This is a genomic window from Pseudorhodoplanes sinuspersici, assembly GCF_002119765.1.
Classification (GTDB): Bacteria; Pseudomonadota; Alphaproteobacteria; order Rhizobiales; family Xanthobacteraceae; genus Pseudorhodoplanes; species Pseudorhodoplanes sinuspersici.
Genome location: NZ_CP021112.1, coordinates 413,925 through 428,594 on the forward strand (window position 1 = coordinate 413,925; position 14,670 = coordinate 428,594).

At 57.8% G+C, this 14,670-nt stretch carries 18 protein-coding genes; 5 read left to right on the top strand and 13 right to left on the bottom strand.

Annotated features, from left to right (window positions below):
- Positions 1 to 13 precede the first annotated feature (13 nt).
- The 7 genes from CAK95_RS02010 to CAK95_RS02040 form a co-directional block, all read right to left on the bottom strand.
- A complete protein-coding gene (locus tag CAK95_RS02010; RefSeq protein ID WP_086086303.1) occupies positions 14 to 322 on the bottom strand; it encodes a hypothetical protein in 309 nt (102 codons plus the stop codon).
- Positions 323 to 455: 133 nt separating this feature from the next.
- Positions 456 to 1,082, bottom strand: coding sequence for an NUDIX hydrolase (locus CAK95_RS02015; RefSeq protein WP_086086304.1), 627 nt, complete (start codon positions 1,080 to 1,082; stop codon positions 456 to 458).
- Positions 1,083 to 1,282: 200 nt separating this feature from the next.
- Positions 1,283 to 1,702, bottom strand: coding sequence for a hypothetical protein (locus CAK95_RS02020; protein ID WP_086086305.1), 420 nt, complete (start codon positions 1,700 to 1,702; stop codon positions 1,283 to 1,285).
- Between the two features lie 243 nt (positions 1,703 to 1,945).
- A complete protein-coding gene (locus tag CAK95_RS02025) occupies positions 1,946 to 2,176 on the bottom strand; it encodes a hypothetical protein (protein WP_147413704.1) in 231 nt (76 codons plus the stop codon).
- A gap of 110 nt (positions 2,177 to 2,286) precedes the next feature.
- Positions 2,287 to 3,024 carry a phosphatase PAP2 family protein gene (locus CAK95_RS02030; RefSeq protein ID WP_086086307.1) on the bottom strand — a complete coding sequence of 246 codons (738 nt, stop codon included), beginning with the start codon at positions 3,022 to 3,024 and terminating at the stop codon, positions 2,287 to 2,289.
- 287 nt (positions 3,025 to 3,311) lie between these two features.
- Positions 3,312 to 3,857 carry a hypothetical protein gene (locus tag CAK95_RS02035; protein WP_147413703.1) on the bottom strand — a complete coding sequence of 182 codons (546 nt, stop codon included), beginning with the start codon at positions 3,855 to 3,857 and terminating at the stop codon, positions 3,312 to 3,314.
- 113 nt (positions 3,858 to 3,970) lie between these two features.
- Positions 3,971 to 4,318: an antibiotic biosynthesis monooxygenase family protein gene (locus CAK95_RS02040; protein ID WP_086086309.1), complete on the bottom strand. Its 348-nt coding sequence runs from the start codon at positions 4,316 to 4,318 to the stop codon at positions 3,971 to 3,973.
- 119 nt (positions 4,319 to 4,437) lie between these two features.
- On the opposite strand from CAK95_RS02040, the gene CAK95_RS28985 reads away from it, so the two are divergent.
- Both CAK95_RS28985 and CAK95_RS02050 read left to right on the top strand, forming a co-directional pair.
- Entirely contained in the window at positions 4,438 to 4,953 is a 516-nt protein-coding gene (locus CAK95_RS28985; RefSeq protein WP_147413702.1) for a hypothetical protein, read from the top strand.
- A gap of 174 nt (positions 4,954 to 5,127) precedes the next feature.
- Positions 5,128 to 5,631 (top strand): hypothetical protein, encoded by a 504-nt coding sequence (locus CAK95_RS02050; RefSeq protein WP_086086311.1) that lies wholly within the window; start codon positions 5,128 to 5,130, stop codon positions 5,629 to 5,631.
- 24 nt (positions 5,632 to 5,655) lie between these two features.
- Here the strand turns inward: CAK95_RS02050 and CAK95_RS02055 are convergent, their stop codons facing one another.
- The gene (locus CAK95_RS02055) at positions 5,656 to 6,573 is read right to left on the bottom strand and encodes a methylenetetrahydrofolate reductase (protein WP_157699501.1); all 918 of its coding nucleotides are present in this window, start codon (positions 6,571 to 6,573) and stop codon (positions 5,656 to 5,658) included.
- 193 nt (positions 6,574 to 6,766) lie between these two features.
- The gene (locus CAK95_RS02060; protein ID WP_157699502.1) at positions 6,767 to 7,795 is read right to left on the bottom strand and encodes an LLM class flavin-dependent oxidoreductase; all 1,029 of its coding nucleotides are present in this window, start codon (positions 7,793 to 7,795) and stop codon (positions 6,767 to 6,769) included.
- Between the two features lie 386 nt (positions 7,796 to 8,181).
- Here CAK95_RS02060 and CAK95_RS02065 point away from each other — a divergent pair, with 386 nt between their 5' ends.
- Entirely contained in the window at positions 8,182 to 8,694 is a 513-nt protein-coding gene (locus CAK95_RS02065; RefSeq protein ID WP_086086314.1) for an alpha/beta fold hydrolase, read from the top strand.
- 234 nt (positions 8,695 to 8,928) lie between these two features.
- Positions 8,929 to 10,083 carry a class I SAM-dependent methyltransferase gene (locus CAK95_RS02070; protein WP_086086315.1) on the top strand — a complete coding sequence of 385 codons (1,155 nt, stop codon included), beginning with the start codon at positions 8,929 to 8,931 and terminating at the stop codon, positions 10,081 to 10,083.
- A 137-nt stretch (positions 10,084 to 10,220) separates the two neighbouring features.
- On the opposite strand, the gene CAK95_RS02075 is transcribed toward CAK95_RS02070, so the two are convergent.
- Together CAK95_RS02075 and CAK95_RS29785 are read right to left on the bottom strand one after the other, a co-directional pair.
- Positions 10,221 to 11,276 carry a mandelate racemase/muconate lactonizing enzyme family protein gene (locus tag CAK95_RS02075; protein WP_086086316.1) on the bottom strand — a complete coding sequence of 352 codons (1,056 nt, stop codon included), beginning with the start codon at positions 11,274 to 11,276 and terminating at the stop codon, positions 10,221 to 10,223.
- Between the two features lie 32 nt (positions 11,277 to 11,308).
- Positions 11,309 to 11,554: a fumarylacetoacetate hydrolase family protein gene (locus CAK95_RS29785; protein WP_245303771.1), complete on the bottom strand. Its 246-nt coding sequence runs from the start codon at positions 11,552 to 11,554 to the stop codon at positions 11,309 to 11,311.
- On the opposite strand from CAK95_RS29785, the gene CAK95_RS02085 reads away from it, so the two are divergent.
- On the top strand, positions 11,530 to 12,156 hold the full coding sequence (locus CAK95_RS02085; RefSeq protein ID WP_086086317.1) for an IclR family transcriptional regulator domain-containing protein: 627 nt from the start codon (positions 11,530 to 11,532) through the stop codon (positions 12,154 to 12,156). The genes CAK95_RS29785 and CAK95_RS02085 overlap by 25 nt on opposite strands.
- Positions 12,157 to 13,228: 1,072 nt before the next feature.
- On the opposite strand, the gene CAK95_RS02090 is transcribed toward CAK95_RS02085, so the two are convergent.
- The gene (locus CAK95_RS02090; protein ID WP_245303590.1) at positions 13,229 to 14,197 is read right to left on the bottom strand and encodes a Bug family tripartite tricarboxylate transporter substrate binding protein; all 969 of its coding nucleotides are present in this window, start codon (positions 14,195 to 14,197) and stop codon (positions 13,229 to 13,231) included.
- 60 nt (positions 14,198 to 14,257) lie between these two features.
- Positions 14,258 to 14,668, bottom strand: coding sequence for a rhodanese-like domain-containing protein (locus tag CAK95_RS02095; RefSeq protein WP_086086319.1), 411 nt, complete (start codon positions 14,666 to 14,668; stop codon positions 14,258 to 14,260).
- Between the last annotated feature and the right edge of the window lie 2 nt (positions 14,669 to 14,670).

Consider the following 14,670-nt stretch of genomic DNA (forward strand, 5'->3'; position numbering starts at 1 on the left):
CGGTTGAGGGCTTTTAATGACAGACGCGGATATTCTGCCGACGCCATGCATATCCGTCCCATACGCGTTGCCGACGGAGCACACATCCAGGAGGCGGCCCGAAATAGGCCGGCTCGGGCACATAGACCGGTGCGGGATAACCCGGATAATAACCGTAGCCGTAATACGGATAGGCGGCGCTGCCGATAATTGCACCCGCAGCAAGACCACCGATAATTCCTGCCGCGACCGCGCCGCCACGCCGCGCTTCGGCCTGGCTGGGCGCGGCGACCGCAGCGGCAAGCGCTATGGTCGCAACTGCGGCCATCATGGATTTCTTCATCTCTGCACCTCCGCAATTGCGGTGACGATCGCCCAAGCTGACTGTGACGGCCTTTGTTGAACTCAAGATGAACGGAGCGTGGTCATTTCGACGCTCCCCTTTGAACGAGCCTGCCTTACCGCCCAAGCCTGCCTTACCGCCCAAGCCAGCGCCAGAGCGCCTGCACGAATTCCCTCGGGGTCGCCCCGGCTTTGACCCTTAGGCCCCCGGTCTCGTCCGAATGTCGCCGTAGCCCAGGGCCACCATTCACGGGCTTCACCACAGGTTTGCTAGGCGCAGGCGGTGCAGCCCGCTGCTTTCTGCGCCTGTCCTTTGCCTCTCGCAGTTGCTCGCGCGTTTGCGGACCAACCCTGGTCAGAAATTCCCGCTCCCGCTCGTGGGTCAGTTTCTTGATCGCCTGATCCAGCGGCAGCCAGCGAACCGCGCTGACGTCCTTCATGAGCTTGGCGACAGGCTTGCGGCTCGCCTCCATGCGCCAAAATTTTACAACTTTCGGACGGCCAGACGTCACATAGGCGAGTGAGCCGAGATATTCCTGGATGGCGACGTCATGGCCGGTCTCCTCGATCACCTCGCGCCTTGCCGCCGCGATAGCCGTCTCGTCCTTGTTGAGCTTGCCCTTTGGCAGCACCCAGCTCTTCTGGCGACGCAACCGCACGACGGCAAAAACCGGTTTGGCGCGGCCGCGCGTAACAATGCCGCCTGCCGCCAGGATCGGATCACGATTTGTGCTTTTCGTTTTCGTCTTCTTCTTCGCCATGGCTCATCGTCTCGCCGAATCTCAAACGGCGACACGATCATATCGTGCATTGAAGCCGTCGATAGAAGAATGAGGCACCATATCGGCACCTCAATCACCTGATGAGAGAGCCGCCATCCCAGCCACACTCACCATGTCCGGGTGTCGGTTTGGTGACAAGCGTCAGCACATACCCAGACATACTCGATCTCACAGACATCCTAGACCGCATCGTCTGGATTGAGGCCATAACGTTTGCACAGAGCGCGCACAACATGGGCATCGGCACCGCCATGAATGGCACCGACCACAGCAGATTTGACCCGTCCGTTCTCGGCGCCGAGGACAGCGATATAGAGCTGATTGCCGCTATAGCCCGGCAAATCGCTCCTCGCATTCACCCATGCGCAATAATTGACGTCACCGGAGCCGGCATTGCCGGGAAACTTGGCCCAATGGAACTTGGCTGAAGCCGGGTCCTTGATGACCCGGCCGACGGCCTCCGCAACCACCTTCTTCTCATCGGAGGCAAGGTCGCGATAGCTCAGAGTCGAAGGCGAATTGCCCGATTGTGTCACACATCCCGCGAGGGCCGCCGCGGTTATCAGGAGTGCAGAGAAAATGGCGGGCTTTGAAAACATCCGGAGCCTCACTCACGCAAGGAATTCTGGCGCTCATTGTGGTTTGATCCCCGCTTCCTTGATGATCGGCCACCATTTGTCAATTTTCGCTTTGCTGAGCCGGCTGAGGATGTCCGGATCGGCCAGCGTCTTCGCCATCGCCCTGTTGAGCCTGGTCACGATGCCCTTGGGCGCCTCCCCCCTTCGGCACCCAGAAAGGTATGTCGCGCTAGGCGTGATGCAACGACAGTATCGTGAAGATCATCACGACGCCAATTGCGCCCACCACAACGCTATAAGACCAATCGCAACCACGATGAGGGCCGGCGCCGTGCGGTTCATCCAGATGTTTCCGAATGGATGATGCTGGCCGCAATAATAGCAGCGCTGGAATTTCACGAGGATCGGCTCTGAAAGTGGAATGCTGGTGCCACAGCCTTTGCAGTCGCGATGGGTGTCCCCTTCCGACATGCTGGCGGTACTCGAACGCAACATACAAAACCCCACCACTCGCTGCCCTTAAGCAGGCGTCATCTCACGGGAGTTCACTACGGAGTGTAGGGATACGGTTTTGACAATATGTTAACCGTGCTTGCTGCACGGCATCATTTGCCATTCGCATTAGGGCTTTCGATCTGGCCACGGCTTTGCAGCCAGGTGGCGAGCAACCAGCAGCCCATCGCCCATGCTGCGCCGGCGCACCAACCGGCAAGCACGTCGGTCGGCCAATGCACTCCGAGATAGAGCCGGCTGAGGCCGACCAGAATCGTGAGGAAAATCGCGAGCGACAGCAGATAGGCTTTCAACCGCCTGCGGCCTTGAATACGCGTCAACAACGCGCCGAGTGTGAGAAATGTCACCGCCGACAGCATGGCATGGCCACTGGGAAAACTCATTGTTTTCACGTCGACGAGATGCGCCACCAACTCCGGCCGCGGCCGCGCAAAAACATGTTTCAGCAATTCGCTGAGAATACCGCCTCCGGCAATCGCAAGGAAAACAAATGCCGCGGCAGCCCGTTTTCCGTCGATCAGAAGATAGATAATGACGCTCAGCGTCACGATTGTGAGCACCGAGAAACTGCCGAGGCTGGTGATATCGCGAACGGCACCTTCGAGCCAATCGGGGCCGATCGGGTCGGCAAGATCGTTCGGATTGCGCAACATGCGCAGCACGCGTTCATCGAAAGAACGCGTATCGCCGTCGAGCACTTCACCGGCTAATTTGCCGAAGCCGAACAGCAGCGCCGCAATAACTGCAAGGCTCGCATAGGGCACGAGTTCTTCGAGCGTGCGCCCGCGAATGGAAGACCACCAGATGGCGATACGGGAATTCACATTCATCCTGTCGTTATCACTCCGCCCTTTGATGCGACCGCCAGACAGCAATGCTGACTGACTGCCCATCTTTCCGATTTTTGCATACGCAACACTCTCTTAAGATTCGAATCGTGACGCAAAACACGTCTGCGATTCGTTCTCCGCGAACAAACGTGAACCTTGTTTCAATTTAGGACGAAACGGCTTGGAGACAACGGCTTGGAGACAACGGCTCGAGACAATGCAACACGGCGCATACAATCGCGTGCCGCGCAGGAGATACGGCCAACTCAGGACATCTTTGTTAGAATCTAGCTGACCTTGGGCCTCTGCACGGGCCGCGGCGGGCAGCCTGCATAGACAGCGTCAATCGCCTTCTGCGCACCTTCAACCTTGAAATCCGCCGTGCTCAGAAACTCCGTCAGGGAAAAGACCTGCACGATGAGATTGCTCGCCGTCCGCATCTCGTCGACGAAACGCACAACCTCGTCCTGATCCTCGATGACGATGGTTTTGGAATCGCGCAGGATGCGGACATTGACGTTATGTCCGGGATTTTGGTCAAAACGATAGGACAGACGAGAATTGCGATTCGAGCCGACCTTGGTCAGGAACTTGAAATAGACCACCGGCGCATTATCGAAACACAGCAATTGCAGATCTGCCAATTCAAGTTGGAAAGGCTCCGCTTTGTAACTCCGAGAGCGGGTCAGCACGCTGGCTTGATAACTTGGCTTGTCCGAAACGCGATCAATCTTGCCTTCGATGATCCACTCGCCGGATTTGTAACGCGTCAGCGTCGGATCGCCACTGCAGGCACCAAGGGCCGAAATCAGATACAACGAAGCACTCGTCATGAAGCGCTGAAAATACTGACGCACAACACGCCCCCAAGTAATACCTCCAGTTTGACTCGGCGAAGCGCCGCACGCAATGGGCGTCGATCAGGAAATTTAAATCAAAACGGGAGCTAGCCCCATCCGGTCCTGCCGCTGGATGCCGTGATCGCCAGAATCTGCACGGTCTTCGGCAATTCGATCAGGAATTCCGGATCGCGCGGAAGGTGGTGGATACGGGTCGGGTCGTCACCGGCGAAGCGCGACATCGCCTCTATACTCTCCCAGTAGGAGATCGTGATGAATTCGCTGTCGGCCTCCCGATCCTCGCGGAAAAGCTGGACGCCAAGGGCTTTTTCCTCCAGCGGCCGGATGCCGTGTTCGTAAAGATAGTCCGCATACTCGTCGGCTCGATCGGCAGCGACCCGTCCGCGCCAAATTCGTGCGACCACAGGTTTAACGTTCTTTTTTCCATCGTGCATGGCAGCTCCTCTCCTCCGCGGAACCAGCGCGGCGTCACCTTTGTTTTCGGAAATGGTCACGGGCTTTCATACGGTATCTAAACACCATGAAGTGAGAGCCGGGTGCTTTGGCTCGTGGCTTGCTTGTCCATCGCGTTGCCGGGTTACTCCAGCAAAGAAGAAAAGCCATGTCACATCCGCTGACCAACTGTAACGAGTCGCCGGAGCCTTCTCTTCCGGTGTCGAAATCCAAAGTCTCTGTTCAGAGAATGGAGTCCAAGCGACGGTCTCGCGTCGCTCAAGCTGCCGGGCTTGCGGCTCTTGCCGCACTAATGATCGTGGGCGTCGCAATCGCTGGCGAGCACCATTCCAACCCCTGGCTGCTTTCTTGGATTCCTGCGACCTGTTGCGTCACCAACGATTGCTGCTGGGAAGTCAGCGAGCGAGAATTGCGGTCCCTGCCGGACGATGAGTGGGAAGTCCGTTCGACCGGCCAGATTCGCAAGCGCACCGCCTATTCGCCCGACGGCAAATTCTATCGTTGTGCGTGCGATTACGACAATGTCGATAAGCACTGGATCAAACATCAGGGCGCCAACACGCGCTGTATCTTTGTTCCGATGCGATCGGCTGCGGCGTCTTTCTTCCGCCGCTAGCGGGGGATTGACGACGGCCGGGGTTTCTCCCCGGCCTCGAAATGACTGCCGTTCGCAGTTTATTGCGGAACGGACACGGGGTTGTGTTTCTCCTCGTACAAACCAGTTAGACCGCCTTGACGATTTCACCTCGGCGGAGAAGATTCATGTGCCGGTTTGAGGGGGAAGATTGCCATGATCTTGGGATTGTCGCCGGAAGGATTTTTATTGCTGCATGTTGCGGTCAGTATGGTCGGCATTTTTTCCGGCTTTGTCGTGATGGGCGGAATGTATGCTTCCAACAAGCTCCCGGTCTGGACCGCGATTTTCCTTTTCACCACGATCCTGACGAGCGTAACGGGATTCCTGTTTCCGATCACGATTTTCACACCGGCGCTGGCCGTCGGCCTCCTGTCGATGATTATTCTGCTTGTGGCGGTCTTGGCGCTTTACATCTATCGACTCGCCGGCTGGTGGCGATTTGTCTATGTCGCAAGCGCACTGGCTGCCCTCTACCTGAACCTCTTTGTCTTCATCGTGCAGAGCTTCCAGAAGGTCATGTTTCTTCAGCATCTGGCACCGAAGCAGGCCGAGCCGCCTTTTGTCATCACGCAGAGTGTGGTCTTGCTGACCTGCGTCGTTCTGGGGGTGATCGCGTTGTGGAAATTTCACCCGGAACGGCGGCTTCAGACAGTCTAGTCCAGCAGGATTATTGCAGCGTCGTTACTTGCCTTTGCGCTTGCGGAATTCAGTGATGACGTCCGGCACGGCATCATCGTTGTTCGGGGCCATGATATGCGCACCGACGACGCCCGGTATTTCGGAAATCTCTAGGAGATAATCGCCAAGGATCGCCTTGCCTTCAGCGATCGGATCCGAAGCGGTGTCCATGCGTTCGATCATCGCGTCCGGCACGATCGCGCCAAACAGCTTGTTCTTGATCCAGCGCGCCGATTTTCCAGAGCGGAACGGAACCACGCCGACGATCATGGCAAGTTCGGGCAGAATGCCTTCTTCCGTCAGCCGTTCGGTGTAACGACGCAGCACACCGGCATCCATACAGAACTGGGTCTGTGCAAAACGTGCGCCGGCTTCGACCTTGCCCTTCAACGAAACAGGCTTCCAATCCGGTGCGGGATCGATCGGCGCATCGGCCGCGCCCAGAAAGAAATCCGGCTTGCCGCCGACCTTCTTGCCGGACGGCAGCTCTTGCGCATCGCGCATCCGCGCAGCCGTGAGCAGCAATCCGCGCGCATCGATATCGAAGACCGGCTTCGTATCCGGCTGATCGCCGAACTTCGGATCGTCGCCGCGCAGCGCAAGCAGATTGCGCACACCCACGGCCGCAGCGCCCATCAGCGCCGCCTGCAGACCGAGCCGATTGCGATCGCGGCATGTGAGCTGAAGGATGGGCTCGATCCCATTCTGCAGAAGGATCGTGGCCGCCGTCAAGGAATCCATGTGGGCACGCGCACCGGCACCATCGGTGACGTTGACGGCATCGGCAAGGCCGCGGAGCGGGAGAGCCTTCTCGAGCAGGTCGTTGCTGTCGCAGGAGACCGGCGGAGTGATTTCGGCGGTAAGAACGAATTTACCGGATTTCAGCGCATCTTTGAGATGCACGATGTTATGGGATGCCATCGGAACCACACTGTGCAAGAGGAATACGCAGGAAGAGCGGCGGAACAGGCCCCAATCAAGGCTCTGCGTCAAGCATGGATGGCGCGTGGCAACGTTGCGCGATTTGACGTGACGATGAGGGGCAAGCGTTTTGCCCATCAATCTTCTTTCATAAGCACCACCGCGACAGTCAAATCCGACGCTGCATATCCGTTTATGCCGAAATCCTCTCCACGAAAGCCGGCGCGACTTCACGCGCAAACAATTGCACGGAGGTCGCAGCCTCATCATGGGACAAATCGCCAAACATCATCTGTGCCAGCACATAATTGACGCCGCTCTCTTCATGCAGACGCGCGATATAGTTGCGGACGGTCGAGGGTGAGCCGGCGATCCCATGACCGATCGCTTCGAGTTCGTCATAGGTCGTCGGATAAACCGGTGACAGCACGAACGGCACGCCGGAGCGTTTCCACAGCATCTCGATCGCGTCACGCCAGATGGCATAAGCGCGCCTTGCCATCGCCTTGGCCTCGGCATCGGTCGGCGCGACGACGATGTGGCGGGTGATGCCCATCATCGGGATGTCCGATCCCTTGCGGCCAAGCTCGGCCCAATCCTTGCGATAGCGATCGGTGATGGCGCGCGCTCGCGCGGCCGGTCCAAGCGATACGACATTGACGGAATTCGGCGCCGCCCAACCGACCGCATCGGCATTCGGCGCGCCATACCAGATCGGCGGATGTGGACGCTGAACAGGCTTGGACTGAACGATGTAATCCTTGAAGTTATAGAACTTGCCTTCGAAATTCAGGATATCGGACTCGCAGGCCTTCATGATCACCGCGAAGGCCTCGTGGTACATCGCCGGCGCCTGTGCCGGATCGATGCCATAGCGCTGATGTTCGACCATCGCCGCGCCCCGGCCAACCCCGAACATCATCCGGCCATTGCTCATATGATCGAGCATGCAGACTTCTTCGAATACGCGTAGCGGGTGATACATCGGCAAGACGTAAACAAGTGGACCGACCCGGAGCCGCTTCGTTCGCTGGAATGCCGCCGAGACGAATACGCTCGGTGATGGCACCCAGCCAAGCGGCGTCGAATGGTGCTCAGCCATGTGGAAGCCGTAAAAACCTTCACGGTCCATCAACTCCACCAGCTTGAGGCGCTTTTCCAGCATCTCACCAAGCGGCAATCCATCGGCATCGAGATGGTCGAAAATTCCGAATTTCAGCACAAAACAACTCCTTGTCGTGTCCAGGCCTGTTTTGATTTATGGCAACAAATGCCCAAAAAGGCCGTTGGAGACAATCGCAATTCATGCCGGCATTCAAGGCAGCGACCGTTCTGTCCATGTTCGATACCGACGTAACAACGTGCAATTCACAGGCGACGACGGTTCTTGGATATCAGTCAGCCCGTCGGATTCTGTTTGAAATAGATTCGAAAAATGCAGTTCTTTCTTCGTTGTTCTAGGGGAAAACGATCCTCGATTGCGGCGGAATTGGTCCTGCATGCGGCCGAGATGGCGACGGAAATTATCCTTAAGATGACAGATGATTTCGGAATGGCAGGAGTGCCTTTGTTCACCGGAAGATCGGTGGTAAATCCACCGCACCCGCCATGATACGAGCTGCCCTCGCTTTCCTTGCCGTTCTGATCGCAACGCCGGCCGCCGCGCAGGTGAAGCCGACGGCCGTGCTCCTCAACGGCCTCGCGATGTATCAGCCGAATTCCATGACGCCGCTGGCCCCTCTGGCCGATGACTTGCGGCGTCAGGGCTGGCGGGTAATCATGGACACGCATTTCATGATGCGGGCCGATGACGAGGAACCGGTCGTCATTATTGGACACAGCGCCGGCGGTGGTAAGGCACTCGAATTTGCGGCACGCCAGAAAGAACGCACCCTGTTCGAGCCCACCGTCATCACGCTCGACGCAGCGCCTGCGTGGCGATGTCCGGTCAAGACCTGCATCAACCTGAAGACCCCGTTTTATCCTCCGGTTGCCGGCGCAATGAACATCGATGCTGGCCGGCTGAGCAACCCGCTTCTTCCGCATGTCACGGTGGCGCTGAGCGAAGCCGCGCGCCGCATCATCCTGCGGGAAACCGCGCGGCTGCTGCCGAAGAAGTGAGTACGGAACTTCATTCTCGTCTCTGATGCGGCTGCTCGGGGCTCAACGGGATGTCGATCCCCCGCAGAGTAAGTTGAACCGCGCTCCGTACCATAGCACCGAGGAGTTTATAAAAAACATGTTTACAACTTCAAGATGGTGAGCGCGTCCGCGGAGCGCGCAACTTAAGCTAGCACGTAGCTTTGTCGCACGGAGCAAGAAAGCCAAATCACTTTGTCTGATAGGGGCTGTGCTGTGAGCGGTTTTGAGGATGCGGCTTGGTTATTCACGTCCAATGTAACTAACCGCGGGATTCTCGGACAGGACTTCAACGAAGCAGCACTGCTTTGGAAGGCCACGCGCGCTTCGCAAGGACCGATCCTAGAAGTCGGCAGACGCCATGGCGGCTCAACCGTCTTACTGCTCATGGCCAGCGACAGCCGCCACATCACCAGTATCGACAGCAATCCGCGCCACTTGCCCGAGAGCGACAAATACTTTCAACGCCCCGAAGTGGCGAAACGCCTTACTCTGCTGACTGACACTACTCATGTGCCTGTCGTGGGGACTTTCGGCTTCCTGTTTATCCAGGGTGACGACACTTATGAAGGCGTTAAAGCTGATGTGATCGCCCAATGGGACTCTTTGCAGCCTTTTGGAGTCACCCAGCCAAGCGTCGTTCTCCATGATGCCGTCCCGAGCAACCAGGGTGAAAATGGGGGATCGCCCTCTCATTGTGGCGTAAAAGACGTCTGTAACGAACTCGTGCAATACGGAGCCGCAGAGGTCATTGAGGCGGCCGGATCAAGTCTTTGGCTGAGAAAGCTTTCCCACCTGCCGAAAGCATTTCGTGGATCGACCCCCACCGATGTGTTCGAAAGCGCGAAAATACTCATCGCGGAACTTCGAAATCGTCGAGAGCCTGAAAAAAACTGGAATGCATTTCGAACGCTCATAGAACTTAATTGCGATACCGTTACGACGACGTTTTCCTCACGCTGGCTTGTTTCAATCTGCGATACCTACGCCGACTACGCAGAACCAAAGCGCAGCCGTAATGCGCTCCTGATATCCTTGCTATTCAACATGATCCGGGTTTCTGACAGTCTTTACGAATCGAAAGACATTCGCGGCGATCGCATCGATGCCATCAAGAATGATCAGCTCCCGCTATTCGACGGCTTTGTAACCCTGCACCTCGACAAACAAGACACGTTTCTCAACCTCGCCAAACGGCTGACGAAGGCGTTGAGTGATGACAAGCTCCTGTACGGGATTTTTGTCGAACTGTTGGAGCGGGCAAAGCGTAATGACAATTTACTGAGTCGTTTCGCTGGAAACTCAGCGCGGCCGGATTTGGTACTCCCGCTCAACGCGCTAGAGATCGCCGACAATTACGGCATCCGCTGAATGTGACGACGACAGCGGCCCTCAAGGCGCTCGAGATGTCCTTGAGCTTGGAAAGTAAAATCGTGTCTGGTCCAACGCTCGCCCTACACAAGCTTTTGCGCATCGTCGCTGGCCCTCGGGTGGCGTAGCTGACACGCTTAGTGCCTGATCCTTAGACCGTGGCCAGGCTCGTTCAGCGCCGCCATCATGCCGTGGTCATCTATACGCGGCCATCCCTCAAAGGCCTCCTCGATCAGCGGGAAGTCCTCCAGAAAGAGGCAACCACCGAACGCACCATTAAGGTGCACAAACAACCCTGGCAGAAAATGCGGCGCAACGGTCACGCCGGCCGCCGCGGCGAAGCGCGCAGCCTCGCGGCAGGGCGTCAACCCGCCCGCCATCGCCAGGTCGGGCTGCAGATAGCTGCAATAGCCATCGGCGACGGCCACGGCGAAACGATCCAGGCCCTGTAGATGTTCGCCCGTCGCGATCGGCGCACGTCCTTGTAGCGCGCCGAGTCTTCGATAACCAAGTACGTCGCCCGCCGGCAGCGGCTCCTCGACGAAGGTGACGCCGAGATCCGCCGCGCAGGAAAGCAGTCTCGCTGCGGTTTCCATCGTGCCTTTCTCGTTGGCATCGACCATGACGGCTACATCATCGCGGACCGCTCTACGCACGGCCCCGATCACTGCCGCATCGCGTTCGTTGGCATTGACCCGCGGTTTCACGCCCTTAAACCCCATCGCTGCATAGCGCTGCGCAAGATCGGCAGAGGCCTCGATTTCGCCATCCGGGCTGAAGCCGCCGCTGGCATAGACCGGAACCGCGCCCGGTTCGCCGCCAAGCGCGCGAACCAGCGGGACGCCTTCGCGCCGGGCTTTCAGATCCCAGTTTGCAACATCAAGCGCTGCGAGCGCGATGACATTGGGACCGCCGCCGGTGCGGTTAAAGCTTTTGTCGATTTCCGCCCAGTGTGATGCAGGATCGGCCACCGGTTTGCCGATCAGGAAGCGGTCAGCCAGGTTTTGAGCGAGGCCGGCAATGAGGCCACCTGCTCCGCCGCCGATCACATAGCTGAACCCGAATCCCGTGGCGCCGTCGCTGTCCCCGATATCGGCGGTGACGATATCCACCCCTGTGACTCGCGATCCCCCGCGAGGTTTGTCGAAACGCAACTCAACAAGTTTGATCTCAACCGAGGAGATTGTCGCCATCGTGCACCATGCTCCGGCTCAGTCAGCGGCGGCTACGAAACGCTGACCCGCATCGTGCCGATCCGATCGATCCAAGCCTCCATCACATCGCCGCAATTGACCGGCGCAACTCCGTCCGGGGTTCCGGTCATGATGATGTCACCTGGGTACAGCGTGTACCAATGGGACGCCAGACTGATCAACTCCGGAATTCCGACCAAGAGATTGCGTGTGGACGATTGCTGACGTGTTTCATCATTGACCTTGATCCAGAATGGCAGGTCATTGGGATTTTCGATCTCGTTCGCCGGGGTACGGCATCGGTTCGCTTTCGATCGCGCTCGGCCTTGCCGGCCTGCGCGGCCTTGATCCCCTCCGCCTTGCGCTGCGCGAAATTCCCGCCTTTGCCGAGGAAGTAAACGAAACGATCGTGGTGTCGATCTGGGGCGATGCGGGTCCAACGGTCATCGCCATTCAGGAAAGCCGGCGGCCCATCACTTTGAACGTACGTGCCGGTTCAATCCTGCCATTGCGCCGTTCGGCCGCGGGACAGATCTTCGAAGCCTTCATGCCCGAACAACTGACCGCACCTGTTCTTGAACGTGAACTGAAGGCAACCCAGCAGCAGACACGTTCGTCAAAACATCTGCTACCGCTGGCCGAAATCCGCCGCCGACAGATGGCCTCCGTCAAAGGCGATCTGATCCCCGGCATTCACGTGCTTGCCGCACCGGTATTCAATCACATGGGTAAGCTTTCCCTTGTGGTAGGCATATTGGGTCGTCAGGAAATGCTCGATGTCGACTGGACGTGCATGCCTGCTCTGATGCTCAAGACATTCACTGAGCGGCTGTTATCTGAACTCGGCTTCAAGCCGGCAGCGCTCTCGACAGAGAAGTAGAACGGCAACTTTCGATTCCGTCGCGCGGTGCGCAAACCACGCTAGGATGCCGGCAATCGTTTCGATAGCGACTGGATCGTCGCTGGATAGCATCCTGAGCCGAGACACCTATTCTTCGACCGAAAGCCAGAACACATATTTAATAAAGCGTGGCGCTTGTTTATGAGCGGCGCCGGCACATAACACTCCGAGCGAGGATTCCAGTTCAACCTATTGAGTCAGAACGTCGCATCGTCCTCCGCCAATTCTACGTTGTAGCTTTCCTCCTGCTGCTTCCACGAGCGGAATTTCGGTGCCGTGGAACGGCAAACAAAAAGCCCCCAAAAACATCATGTTTTCAGGGGCTTGATGATTGGTTGCGGGGACCCACAACGCCCGGCCGTTGCAAAATAGAGTTCAAAACGCGAAAGGCGACCCTTCCGGGTCGCCTTCTGCGCAGTCGCAAGTATCGGTGGTTGCGGGGGCTCGCAACACCCGATTCTTGCGATTGATTGAGAAGGCCGTCCCAAGGCTGGCAGCATAGTCCAAGCGTTGCTGCATCAGCTTTGAAAAAGCCAGTCAGCGTACCCAGCCTCTCCAGGGTACGGATGCCGCGAACGGGTGCGAACCGTGCCGTGTGTCATTGAACGGTAAGAGGGTTGATCTTAAAAGAGTTCTACTTAATCGGCGGCGCGCTCGGGTGATAAAGAACGAGGTCGGCGAAGCGACTGTTGTCCAAGGGGGATCTACTTTTCTTATATGCCTCTGAAACGGCGTGACTTTTCGGGCGGCAACTTCTAGTATACGTGGCAGCGTACCCGGCGTTTAGCGCGGCAGGCGACCTCTACGCGTTAGCATCGGAGAGGATTTCTGCTTTTGCTTGAATCTCAGGCCGGGCCGAAAGACAGCCGCTAAATACCAAAATTTAGACACTCGTGATTTCTTCCATTCATAGCCGGTGAATGTGGCGGACTCCTCGCTGGAGCGCGCGCGCGCCGGCTTCATTGCTTTACGACCAAATCCAGAGAAGGTGTTGGCGCTTGCGTGCCGGAGCAGTCTCCTTCCGGAGATTGGTATTTCCGACCAGTAATTATCACTCCGAAATCGTCGCCCCCGAAATTCGGATCACATCAGCCCATTTCTCAGTTTCCTTTTTGAGAAATTTCGCAAAGTCATCGCCTGTTAGATCGCCAACTGGCGATCCCATTCCCTCAAATTTCTTCTGTACATCCGGACGAGCGAGGGTCTTCTTCACATCGGCTATGACCTTGGCAACCACGTCGGTGGGTGTACCAGCCGGAGCAAATAACCCGAACCATGACGAAGCCTCGAAGTCCGGCATGCCGGCTTCAGCAAAGGTCGGCACGTCCGGCAGTGATGGCAGCCGCTGCGGACTCGCAACGGCAAGCGCACGCACGGTGCCAGATTGCACATGCGGAATAACGGTCGGCAGATTGTCGAACAGGATCGGCACATGCCCTGCAATCAGATCATTCATCGCGGGCGCTGCACCACGGTAAGGTATGTGCGACAGCCGCACATTCGTCATCTTCTTGAACAGCTCGGCGGCCAAGTGGTGCGTGGAGCCGACGCCCGAAGAAGCGAAATTCATTTGGCCATTCTTTTCCTTCGCGAGCGCAATCAGCTCGCGGACGTTTGTCGCTGGCACCTTCGGATTGACGAGCAAGACGATCGGCACTGTCGCGACCAGCGCGATCGGGCTGAAGTCTTTCGTCGGCGCAAACGGCAGCTTCTTGTACAGAGATGGGTTAATGGTCAACGGCCCAGGCGAGGTCAGTAGAAAGGTGTAACCGTCGGCGGCAGACGTCGCCGCAGCCTGCGTGCCGATGTTGCCGCCTCCCCCGGCCCTGTTCTCAACCACCACACCATGCGGCCAAATCTCCGCCAGCGCTTGCCCCAGCGTGCGCGCCGCGCCGTCATTCGAGCCCCCAGCCGGGTTCGGCACAATGAAACGGACTGGTCTGTCCGGAAAAGTCTGCGCCTGCACCGTCGTTGCGGCCAGCATAAGCGCCAGCACGCATAGCGTGACAGCCTTCTTCATCCTCATCCTCCCTATCGCGCGCCGGTTTGGCCCGGCTTCTGCGTATTGTGAATGCTTCAGTCAGGGCTGTTTCCAGGGCAGCCCCGCAAATTTCCAACCCTCACGCGTACTCCGATGGCCCCGCTCATCGACGGGACCTTCGAACCCACCCGCGATAGAATAGGCGTGTCGATACCCGGCAGCGGCCGCTGCACGTGCCGCAGCAAGACTGCGCCCGCCGCTGCGGCACAGGAAAAGCAGCATGTCATCCGGTGACGCCGATGCTCTCAGCTGATCGATGAAGCCTTCATTGACCGTCATTGTCGGAAAGACGTGCCAGCAGATTTTCAGGAGCGGCTTGCTGGTGCCGGCGATGTCGGGCTCCCCAACATAAAGCCATTCGGGCTCGGTCCGAACATCCACAAGCCTGGCTGACGGTCGATCGACCAGCGCATGCCAAGCCTGTTCCGGTGTCAATTCATCCGCGTGCATCG